Raw genomic sequence first — 10,601 nt, 5'->3', positions numbered from 1 at the left:
AGTTCCGGCGTCGTCGCGACGGCTGCCCAGGGTACGGCTCACTGCATCGTTGTAGCGGAAGTTGTCTTCCAGATCGGCCAGGGCCTTGCCAGTGCACTCAACGTTCAGCATCACGTAGTGAGCCTTGTGAACATTGTTGATTGCGTAGGCCAGTTGACGACGGCCCCAATCTTCCAGACGGTGGATTTTGCCGCCGTCTTCTTCGATCAGCTTGGTGTAACGCTCAACCATGCCGCCGACTTGCTCGCTTTGATCCGGGTGGACCAAAAAGATGATTTCGTAATGACGCATGAATGCTCCTTACGGGTTGTAGCCTGCCGCTCAAAAACGGTCAGACAAGGAGTGAATGACACTTATGGACTTGCTGGCGCGGGGCACATGCGTGCCTGCCGTCACAGCAAGGGGCGCAATTGTAGAGAAGGGATGGAAGAGGTGCAAGGCAATTGGTGATTATTTGAACAATCACCGAGAGACACCTATAGGAGCTGCCGAAGGCTGCGATCTTTTGATTTTGTTTTAAAGACAAGATCAACAGATCGCAGCCTGCGGCAGCTCCTACAGGGGTTATTTCTTCGCGGCTGACTTGGCTTTTACGCCGCGCTGACGCTGAGCTTCGAACAGGCAGACGCCCGTCGCGACCGAGACGTTAAGGCTGCTGACGCTACCGGCCATCGGCAGTTTCACCAGGTAGTCGCAGTGTTCGCGGGTCAGGCGACGCATGCCTTTGCCTTCGGCGCCCATGATCAGAATGGTCGGGCCAGTCAGATCCTGGTCGTAGATGCTGACCTCGGCTTCGCCTGCCGTGCCGACAACCCACAGACCGCGCTGCTGAAGTTTTTCCAAGGTGCGGGCGAGGTTAGTCACCGCAACCAATGGAATCACTTCTGCCGCGCCGCAAGCAACCTTACGCACCACCGGGGTCAAGGTCGCGGACTTGTCTTTCGGCACGATCACCGCCAGCGCACCGGCCGCATCGGCCGAACGCAGGCAGGCGCCGAGGTTGTGCGGATCGGTCACGCCGTCGAGCACCAGCAACAGCGGCGCGCCGTCAGTGCGGTCGAGCAACTCGTCGAGCATTGCTTCGCCCCAGACCTGGCTCGGGCTGACTTCCGCAACCACGCCTTGGTGAACGCCTTCAACCCAGGCGTCCATTTCGCGGCGCTCGGCCTGACCGACCTGGACACGATTTTCGTTGGCCAGCTCAACCAGGGTCTGCACGCGCGGATCGTTGCGGCTTTCAGCCAGCCAGATCTGCTTGACGCGTTTCGGGTGGTGACGCAGCAACGCTTCTACCGCGTGAACACCGTAGATTTTTTCCAACTGACTCATGACTTCGCCTTCGGTTTACGCGCCCCGCCACTTTTGGCTGGAGCAGCACCCGCTTTTGGCGGGCCTTTACGGTGTTTGCTCGGTTTCGCTGGCTTGCCGCCGGAGGCCTTTTCAGGCGCCGACCGCCCGGTCTTTCCCCCAGGCGCCGCTTTACCACCGTTTTTGGCGTCGGAAAGCAGAGCTTTCTTCATTTCACGGCTTTTGCGCAGCTCGGCGTTTTTCGCCACGGCGTCGCTTGGGCGATAGGCTTCGGCAGCCTTTTCCTTGGCCGGACGGCGACCAGCAGTTTTCGCTGGCGCCGCTTCGGCTTTTTCCTTGGCGGCTGGCGCGGCAGTTTCAGCGCCGCGTTTTTTGCGACCGATCGGCGCGCTGATGGTTTTCTCAGCCATCTCGAAGTCGATCTTGCGCTCGTCGAGGTCAACGCGCATCACGCGCACTTCAACGGTATCGCCAAGGCGGAAGCTGCGACCGGTGCGCTCGCCCGCCAAGCGGTGATGCACAGGATCGAAGTGGTAGTAGTCACCCGGCAGCGCGGTGACATGCACCAGGCCTTCGACGTAGATATCGGTCAGCTCGACGAACAGGCCAAAACCGGTCACGGCGGTGATCACACCCGGGAACGATTCGCCCACGCGATCCTTCATGAACTCGCACTTGAGCCAGTTCACCACGTCGCGGGTCGCTTCGTCGGCACGGCGCTCGCTCATCGAGCACTGCTCGCCGAGTTGCTCCAGCGCCGCTTCGTCGTACGGATAGATGCGCGCCTTCGGAATGGTCATCGCACCGGCACGACGAACGTGCGGGGTGTCCTGTTTCGAATGGATCACGCTGCGGATTGCGCGGTGCGTGAGCAAATCCGGGTAACGACGGATCGGCGAAGTGAAGTGGGTATAGGCTTCGTAATTCAGGCCGAAGTGGCCCTGATTGTCAGCGCTATACACCGCCTGGCTCAGCGAACGCAGCATCACGGTCTGGATCAGGTGGAAATCCGGGCGATCCTTGATGCTGGCCAGCAGTGCCTGATAGTCCTTCGGCGATGGGCCATCCTTGCCTTTATGCAGGGACAGGCCGAGCTCGCCAAGGAAGGCGCGGAGTTTTTCCAGACGCTCCGGTGGCGGACCATCGTGGACGCGGTACAGCGCAGGAATTTCGTGCTTCTTGAGGAATTCAGCAGTGGCGACGTTGGCCGCCAGCATGCATTCTTCGATCAGCTTGTGCGCGTCGTTACGGGTGGTCGGACGGATTTCGGCAATCTTGCGCTCGGTACCGAAGATGATTCGGGTTTCCTGCGTTTCGAAATCGATCGCGCCACGTACGTGACGAGCAGCCAGCAGCACCTTGTACAGCGCATAAAGCTGTTTGAGGTGCGGCAGAACGTCGTTGTACTCACCGCGAAGCTGACGCGCCTCGGTGACTTTAGGCGTTTCCAGCATCGCGCTGACTTTGTTGTAAGTCAGACGAGCGTGGGAATGGATCACCGCTTCATAGAAGCAGTAGTCGGTCATTTCGCCAGACTTGGAGATGGTCATCTCGCAAACCATGGCCAGACGATCGACGTGCGGGTTCAGCGAGCACAGGCCGTTGGACAGTTGCTCAGGCAGCATCGGCACTACACGCTCGGGGAAATACACCGAGTTGCCGCGCACTTGCGCTTCGTTGTCCAGCGCCGAACCGATCTTCACGTAGCTGGAAACGTCGGCAATCGCCACGTACAACTTCCAGCCGCCGGAGAACAGGCGCAGCTTGCCCGGTTTGGCTTCGCAATAAACAGCATCGTCGAAGTCGCGAGCATCTTCGCCGTCGATGGTGACGAACGGCAGATGGCGCAGATCGACGCGCTTCTCTTTGTCTTTCTCTTCGACTTCCGGCTTGAGCTTGGCCGCTTCTTTCAGCACGGCTTCAGGCCAAACGTGCGGAATGTCGTAGGTGCGCAGGGCAACATCGATTTCCATGCCCGGCGCCATGTAGTTGCCGACCACTTCGACGATATCGCCTTGCGGTTGGAAACGCGGCGTCGGCCAGTGGGTGATTTTCACTTCGACGAACTGACCGATCTGCGCGTTGGCATTGCGCCCCGGGGTGACCAGCACTTCTTGCTGGATCTTCGGGTTGTCAGCGACGACAAAACCGATGCCGCCTTCTTCAAAGTAGCGACCGACGATGGTTTCGTGCGCACGCGACACGACTTCGACGATCACGCCTTCGCGGCGACCGCGACGGTCAAGACCGGAAACACGTGCCAGCGCACGGTCACCGTCGAACACCAGACGCATTTGTGCCGGGCTCATGAACAGGTCATCGCTGCCGTCGTCCGGCACCAGGAAGCCGAAACCGTCACGGTGGCCGCTGATGCGGCCGAGGATCAGGTCAAGCTTGTCGACCGGCGCATACGTGCCACGACGGGTGTAGATCAGTTGAGCGTCGCGCTCCATGGCGCGCAGGCGGCGGCGCAGGGCTTCGATCTGGTCTTCTGTGGTCAGACCAAATTCTTCAACCAGTTGCTCACGGGCAGCAGGCGAACCCCGATCGGCGAGATGCGCCAGGATCAGTTCGCGGCTAGGAATAGGGTTTTCATATTTTTCCGCTTCACGAGCGGCCTCGGGATCGAGGGACTGCCAATCGGCCATTAGAGAGTTTTCACCTTGTCTATATGCGGGTTAGTTTGGCATAGGCGCCATGAAACGGGAAATTTCCGACTATATAAGGCCCAACAGAGGCCCTGTATCGACACTGAGAAGCCGTTTTGAACACCGCTGGTAAAAAAAATCATGTTTTTTGCTGACAGGGGTTTACAGTTAAAAAGACGCTCCGTATAGTGCGCGCCATCGACGACGTACAAGCGTTGCCGATACTGCCCAGATGGTGAAATTGGTAGACACGCCAGCTTCAGGTGCTGGTGACCTTACGGTCGTGGAAGTTCGAGTCTTCTTCTGGGCACCAATTTCGAGTTTGAGACTAGATCAGTTTCAAGACTCACACAAAAACCCGCGAAAGCGGGTTTTTTGCATTCTAAGCCCGGGTTTTCTTAAAACCGATTTATTAAAATTAAATCAGGGGTTTACAGATCAAAAGGCGCTCCGTATAGTGCGCCACATCAACAGCGGCAACGCTCGCGATGATTGCCCAGATGGTGAAATTGGTAGACACGCCAGCTTCAGGTGCTGGTGACCTTACGGTCGTGGAAGTTCGAGTCTTCTTCTGGGCACCAATTCAAATCCAAGGTTACGGCCCTGGATTTCACAAAAACCCGCGAAAGCGGGTTTTTGCGTTTCTGCCCTCCAGAAACCCTGATATCTCCATGTAGGAGCTGCCGAAGGCTGCGATCTCTTGATCTTGTTTTTCCAAAGAGCAAAATCAAAAGATCGCAGCCTTCGGCAGCTCCTACGGTTGAACGCATACGCCGCATCAGAGCTGGCAGCGTCTCGCAAGGCGCACTTGAGAAACAATATCGTTTATCATTGTTGCAAGTTTTTGCAATGCGACAGTGAGGAACCCTGCGAATGACGTTTCGAAATACCCTGCGCCGAGGCCTGACCTTCACCCTCCTCGGCCTGGCGCTCGCCACTCCCCTCACCCAGGCTGCCGATGCGGTTTCCCTGACTCTCTACAACGGCCAGCACAAGGAAGTCGGCGACGCGATCGCCAAAGCCTTCGAAGCCAAGACCGGCATTCACGTCAATGTCCGCAAAGGCAGCAGCAATCAGCTCGCCAGCCAGGTCATCGAAGAAGGCGGGCGCTCCCCCGCCGACGTGATCTACACCGAAGAATCGCCGCCGCTGAACAACCTTGGCGAACTGGGCCTGCTGGCCAAAACCGATGACGCCACCCTGGCGGTTTTGCCGGAAAAATACGTCGCCGGTAACGGCACCTGGATCGGCGTGACGGCGCGCGTTCGCGTGGTCGCCTACAACCCGAAACTGGTCGACGAAAAAGACCTGCCAAAATCGGTAATGGAGTTTTCCGACCCGAAATGGCAAGGCAAAGTCGGCTTCGTACCGACCAGCGGCGCCTTTCAGGAACAAGCCGTGGCGATCATCAAAATACACGGTCGCGACGCCGCCGAAGAATGGCTGACCGGCCTGCGCGCATTCGGCAAGACCTACAGCAACAACATGGTCGCCCTCAAAGCTGTGGAAAACGGCGAAGTCGCCACCGTGCTGGTGAACAACTACTACTGGTTCGCCCTGCAACGCGAAAAAGGCAAACTCGACTCCAAGCTGCACTACTTCAGCGGCGGCGACGTCGGCGGCTTGATCACCGTATCCAGCGCGGCCGTGCTGAAATCCAGCAAGCATCCAAAAGAAGCCCAGCAATTCCTCGCCTACATGGCCAGCGAAGAAGGCCAGCGCGTGATCACCCAGACCACCGCCGAATACCCGCTGCACAAAGGCATGGAATCGGATCGTGGGCTCAAGCCGTTCAGCGAACTGGAAGCGCCGAACGTAACACCGGCCGATCTGGGCAATGCCGAAGAAGCACTTGAGCTGGAACGTGAAGTTGGCTTGAACTGATGGCCGCATCGTTATCCGCCCCCGCCGCGCGCGGGGGTTATGTGCCAAAGCGCAAGCGGCCATCGATCTGGCTGGTACTGCCGGTGTTGCTGCTGGTGGTCATGAGCCTGTTGCCGCTGGCGTACGTCGGACTCAAAGCCTGGCAGGCCGGCTGGGCCGAGGCGCTGCATTTGTTGTGGCGCCCGTATGTGTTCGGCTTGCTGCGCAACACTTTGGCATTGATGGTCGGTGTGACGCTCACTTGCGGCGTGATCGGCCTGTCGCTGGCCTGGCTGCTGGAACGCAGCAATCTGCCGGGCCGACGCTTGTGGGGCGTGATCCTCTGCCTGCCGTTCGCGGTGCCGGCGTTTGTCAGCAGTTTCACCTGGGTATCGCTGAGCGCGCAGTTCGAAGGGCTTGGCGGCGCGATTCTGGTGATGAGCCTGTCGAAATATCCGCTGATCTTTCTGCCAGTGGCGGCCACCCTGCGTAATCTTGATCCGTCCCTTGAAGAATCCGCCCGCACCCTCGGGCAGAATCGTTGGGGGGTGTTTTTTCGCGTCACCCTGCCGCTGCTCTGGCCGTCGCTCTTGGCGGGTTCGCTGTTGATTGCCTTGCACATGCTGGTGGAGTTCGGCGCCTTGTCGATCATCGGCCTGCAAACCTTCACCACTGCCATCTACCAACAATTCGAACTGGAATTCAGTAACGCCAACGCGGCGATGCTTTCGGCCGTTTTGCTAGCGTTGTGTCTGCTGTTGTTGTGGCTGGAATTGCGCGTGCGCGGCAAGGGTCGACATGTGCGCACCGGTCAAGGCGCAGCGCGTCAGGCCGAGCAAGTTCGACTGGGGCCATGGGCCACGGTCGGTCAGTTGTACTGCCTGATACTGGCGATTGTCGGCAGCGGTATTCCGCTGGGAATGCTGGCGTACTGGCTAGCGGTCGGCTCATCGGCGGCATTCCCGGTGGCGGCGATCACTGAGGCTTTGCTGTCGTCGCTGGCGTTGTCGCTCGGCGGCGCGGCGTTGTGCCTGGCACTGGCGGTGCCGGTCGGGTTGCTGGTGGTGCGTTACAAAGGCCAACTGGCGATCTGGGCCGAACGCCTGCCTTATCTGCTGCATGCGCTGCCAGGATTGGTGATTGCGCTGACGCTGGTGTATTTCGCCCTGCATTACGTGCCGGCGCTGTACCAGACGTCGGGACTGTTGCTGATCGCTTATGCGCTGCTGTTTCTGCCGCTGGCACAGGCGCCGATCCGCACGGCCCTGAACAAGGCTGCGCCGCAACTTGAAGAGGCTGCACGCACGCTGGGCGCTTCGTCGTTCACGGCGTTTTGCCGGGTGACGCTGCCGATCATCTTCCCGGCATTGGGCGCGGCGTTTGCGCTGGTGTTTCTCGATGCAATGAAGGAACTGACGGCGACGTTGCTATTGAGCCCGACCGGGCTGAATACGCTGGCGACCGAAGTGTGGGCGCATACCGCGAATGTCGAGTTTGCGGCGGCGGCGCCTTATGCGGCGTTGTTGATATTGGTGTCCGGATTGCCTGTGTATCTGCTGACGACCCGGATGTATCTGAGCCGCTAAAAGATCGCAGCCTGCGGCAGCTCCTACAGGAGATCAATGTAGGAGCTGCCGCAGGCTGCGATCTTTTGATCTTAAGCCCTGAACTGTCCCAAGCTCGCCTTGAGCTGCGCCGCCAGACCATCCAGCACCTTGCCGCTCGCCGTGGTCTCCACCACCGCCTGCGCCGCTTTCTCGGCCTGCGCATGAATGGTCTCGACCCGCCCGCGCACAGCCTGTGCACCCTGCGCCTGATGCGCCGCCGCTTGCGTTGCCAGACCAATCGCTGCATGCACCTGCTCGACCGACACCTGCACCGACTGCTGCAACCGCGCACTGTCGCGCAACACCAGCAAACCTTCGCTGGCCTGACGCCCGGCCTGACCAATCGCCTCGACCGCTTCACGCGCGCCCTGCTGCAACGCGACGATGTGCGCCTGAATGTCGCCGGTGGAGCTTTGCGTCTTGCTCGCCAGTGCCCGGACTTCGTCGGCCACCACCGCAAAACCCCGCCCGGTTTCACCGGCACGCGCCGCCTCGATCGCCGCGTTCAAGGCGAGCAAGTTGGTCTGCTCGGCAATCCCGTGAATCACCGTCAGCACCACTTCAATCTGCTCACTCTGTTGCGCCAGGCGCTCGATTACCTTGGCTCCGGTATCGACCTGCCCGGCCAGCGCTTCGATCAAATTGCCGACTTTGGCCGAGGTGCGGGTGTTTTCGTCAGTGGCCTGACGGATATCCACCACCTGCTTCAGCGCCGCCTGCATCGCGTGGCTTTCCGACTGCGCCTCATCGGCCATTTGCGAGAGTGCGCGCAGACTTTCCGCCACTTCATCACGCTGCATGCCGGCGGCCGCATCGGCGCCAGCATTGCGCAAGGTCATTGCGCCAATCTCGACACCGGTTCGCTGCGCAACATCGCCCGCCTCGCGCACGATCGGCTGCAACTTATCCACAAAGCGATTGACCGCCGAGGCCATGTCACCGATTTCGTCTTTGCTGTTGATCTGTACACGCTTGGTCAGGTCGCCCTCGCCCGCTGCCAGATCGTCCATGGCCGCGTTGAGCATCTTCAAGCGGTTGACCACGCGATGGCCGAGCACCACGGCCAGTAACAGCAACACGCCGCAACCCACCAGTGCCAGACCCATGCCGATTCGCCAGCGTAGGGTCGCTGCGGCTTCCTGAACGGTATTGGCGGTGTTGGATTTCATCTCGACCGCGGTGGCTTGCGCCGACTGCAGGCGCGCCTGCATTGCTTTGGCGCTGTCCGCCGCCGCCCCTTGCAGGCTCGCGCCGACCAGTTGATCGCTGCTGGCGATCAACGCCGAGAAGCGTTTATCCAGCGCCGCCAGATCGGTGTCCACCGAAGCCGTGGAAACCCCCATCAGCACCTTGCCGATTTCCACACCATTGGGATTGATCGAGGCTTCGAGGTAGTAGACCGACGGATCGTGTTTCGCCGCATCCAGCACTTTATCCAGCGCACGCTCGCCCTGACCTTTTTCCAGCAAGGCCTTGTTGATCGGGTTTTCGCGGTTGAGATAACGGGTCAGGTGCTGACCGGTGGCGTCGTCATACACCACGAACAGCACATTTGGATTGCGCTGAGCACGACGGGCGAATTCGGAAAGGGTCGGCACGTCACTGTCCCACATCGCGCGCGGCGCGACGGAGGCGAGTAATTGAGCCATGTCATTGGCCGAATCTTTCAGATCCTTTTCCAGGGTCGCACGCAGTTGTACCTGCTCGTCCTTCAGACGCGTGGACAAACCCGCAGTCAGACGCTGACGGGTACTGCTCGAGAGGTTGTCCAGGCTCGACGTGACTTCACGTCCGGCCTGCTCCAGTTCGCCGGAGAGTTTCTGACTGTCGGCACCGAGGCGCACGGCCAAATCAGCTTCCAGCGCAGTGACAGTGCTCCGCGTCAGGGCGACGGCAACCAGCACTTGCACCAAAAGGGCGATACCAAGGGTAACGAATACCGGGCGCAACAAACGGCTTTGTAACAGTGAGAGAACGGCCGACACTGTGAATACCTCTACTTCTGACGCCATTAATTTGATGGCACTCTTGTAGGAAGATTCACAGCAAAGGTCATGCCGTCCAACAGGCATAAACGACAAAGGCCCCGATCAAGGGGCCTTTGTTTTTTTACATCAACAACTTATCAAGCAAACGGATGACGCAGAACGATGGTTTCGTTGCGGTCCGGGCCCGTCGAAATAATGTCGATCGGCGCGCCGATCAACTCTTCAACGCGCTTGATGTAGGCACGAGCGTTGGCTGGCAGCTCTTCCAGGGTCTTGGCGCCCACGGTCGATTCGGTCCAGCCCGGCACTTCTTCGTACACAGGCTGCAGGCCTACGTAGCTGTCAGCATCGGTCGGGGCAACGGCGTTGCCTTGCGCGTCTTTGTAACCGACGCAGATGTTGATGGTTTCCAGGCCGTCGAGGACGTCCAGCTTGGTCAGGCAGATGCCCGAGATGCTGTTCACATCGATCGCGCGACGCAGGATAACGGCATCGAACCAGCCGCAACGACGGGCACGGCCGGTGGTAGCGCCGAACTCGTGACCTTGCTTGGCCAGGTGCGCACCGACTTCGTCGAACAGCTCAGTCGGGAATGGACCCGAACCGACGCGAGTGGTGTAAGCCTTGGTGATGCCGAGGATGTAATCGAGGAACATCGGGCCAACGCCCGAACCGGTCGCCACGCCACCTGCGGTGGTGTTGGAGCTGGTCACGTACGGGTAGGTGCCGTGGTCGATGTCGAGCAACGAACCCTGGGCGCCTTCGAACATGATGTCTTTGCCGGCGCGACGCAGGTCGTGCAGCTCGGCAGTGACGTCGAGCATCAGCGGCTTCAGCAGCTCAGCGTATTCCTTGCACTCGGCGAGGGTTTTTTCGAACTCGATAGCCGGCTCTTTGTAGTAACCGACCAGCATGAAGTTGTGGTAATCCACCAGTTCACGCAGCTTGTCTTCGAAGCGCGGCATGTTCAGCAGATCGCCAACACGCAGGCCACGACGTGCAACCTTGTCTTCGTAAGCCGGGCCGATGCCGCGACCGGTGGTACCGATCTTCAGCTCGCCGCGGGCTTTTTCACGGGCCTGGTCCAGCGCCACGTGGAAGGACAGGATCAGCGGGCAGGACGGGCTGATACGCAGGCGCTCGCGCACCGGTACGCCTTTCTCTTCCAGCTTGGTGATCTCGCGCAG

7 protein-coding genes and 2 tRNA genes are annotated in these 10,601 nt (G+C 59.7%); 4 read left to right on the top strand and 5 right to left on the bottom strand.

Annotation, left to right across the window (positions count from 1 at the left end; all coding sequences use genetic code 11):
- The 3 genes from rpsF to rnr form a co-directional block, all read right to left on the bottom strand.
- Nucleotides 1-291: 30S ribosomal protein S6 (gene rpsF / locus ACIPZE_RS28250; protein WP_400776698.1), on the bottom strand; the 291-nt coding region annotated here is incomplete at its 3' end.
- Between the two features lie 273 nt (nt 292-564).
- Nucleotides 565-1,329, bottom strand: a complete 765-nt coding sequence (gene rlmB / locus ACIPZE_RS28245; RefSeq protein WP_400776697.1) for a 23S rRNA (guanosine(2251)-2'-O)-methyltransferase RlmB — start codon at nt 1,327-1,329, stop codon at nt 565-567.
- Nucleotides 1,326-3,956, bottom strand: coding sequence for a ribonuclease R (gene rnr / locus ACIPZE_RS28240; RefSeq protein ID WP_129388314.1), 2,631 nt, complete (start codon nt 3,954-3,956; stop codon nt 1,326-1,328). Before rnr ends, rlmB begins: the two co-directional genes overlap by 4 nt.
- 226 nt (nt 3,957-4,182) lie before the next feature.
- On the opposite strand from rnr, the gene ACIPZE_RS28235 reads away from it, so the two are divergent.
- From ACIPZE_RS28235 to ACIPZE_RS28220, 4 genes are all read left to right on the top strand, one after another.
- Nucleotides 4,183-4,269, top strand: a tRNA-Leu gene (locus ACIPZE_RS28235).
- Between the two features lie 181 nt (nt 4,270-4,450).
- Nucleotides 4,451-4,537: transfer RNA gene (locus ACIPZE_RS28230), tRNA-Leu, on the top strand.
- Nucleotides 4,538-4,829: 292 nt separating this feature from the next.
- A complete protein-coding gene (locus ACIPZE_RS28225) occupies nt 4,830-5,840 on the top strand; it encodes an extracellular solute-binding protein (RefSeq protein ID WP_400776695.1) in 1,011 nt (336 codons plus the stop codon).
- The gene (locus ACIPZE_RS28220) at nt 5,840-7,405 is read left to right on the top strand and encodes an ABC transporter permease (RefSeq protein WP_400776692.1); all 1,566 of its coding nucleotides are present in this window, start codon (nt 5,840-5,842) and stop codon (nt 7,403-7,405) included. The genes ACIPZE_RS28225 and ACIPZE_RS28220 overlap by 1 nt, the downstream gene beginning before the upstream one ends.
- 71 nt (nt 7,406-7,476) lie before the next feature.
- On the opposite strand, the gene ACIPZE_RS28215 is transcribed toward ACIPZE_RS28220, so the two are convergent.
- Together ACIPZE_RS28215 and ACIPZE_RS28210 are read right to left on the bottom strand one after the other, a co-directional pair.
- The gene (locus ACIPZE_RS28215; protein ID WP_129388305.1) at nt 7,477-9,411 is read right to left on the bottom strand and encodes a methyl-accepting chemotaxis protein; all 1,935 of its coding nucleotides are present in this window, start codon (nt 9,409-9,411) and stop codon (nt 7,477-7,479) included.
- Nucleotides 9,412-9,551: 140 nt separating this feature from the next.
- The coding region (locus ACIPZE_RS28210) for an adenylosuccinate synthase (protein ID WP_400776689.1) at nt 9,552-10,601 on the bottom strand (1,050 nt) is incomplete at its 5' end.

Origin of the sequence: Pseudomonas sp. NPDC089741 (genome assembly GCF_044748825.1) — a bacterium.
GTDB classification, from domain to species: domain Bacteria; phylum Pseudomonadota; class Gammaproteobacteria; order Pseudomonadales; family Pseudomonadaceae; genus Aquipseudomonas; species Aquipseudomonas helmanticensis.
This window is presented reverse-complemented; position numbering and strand designations above follow the sequence as displayed.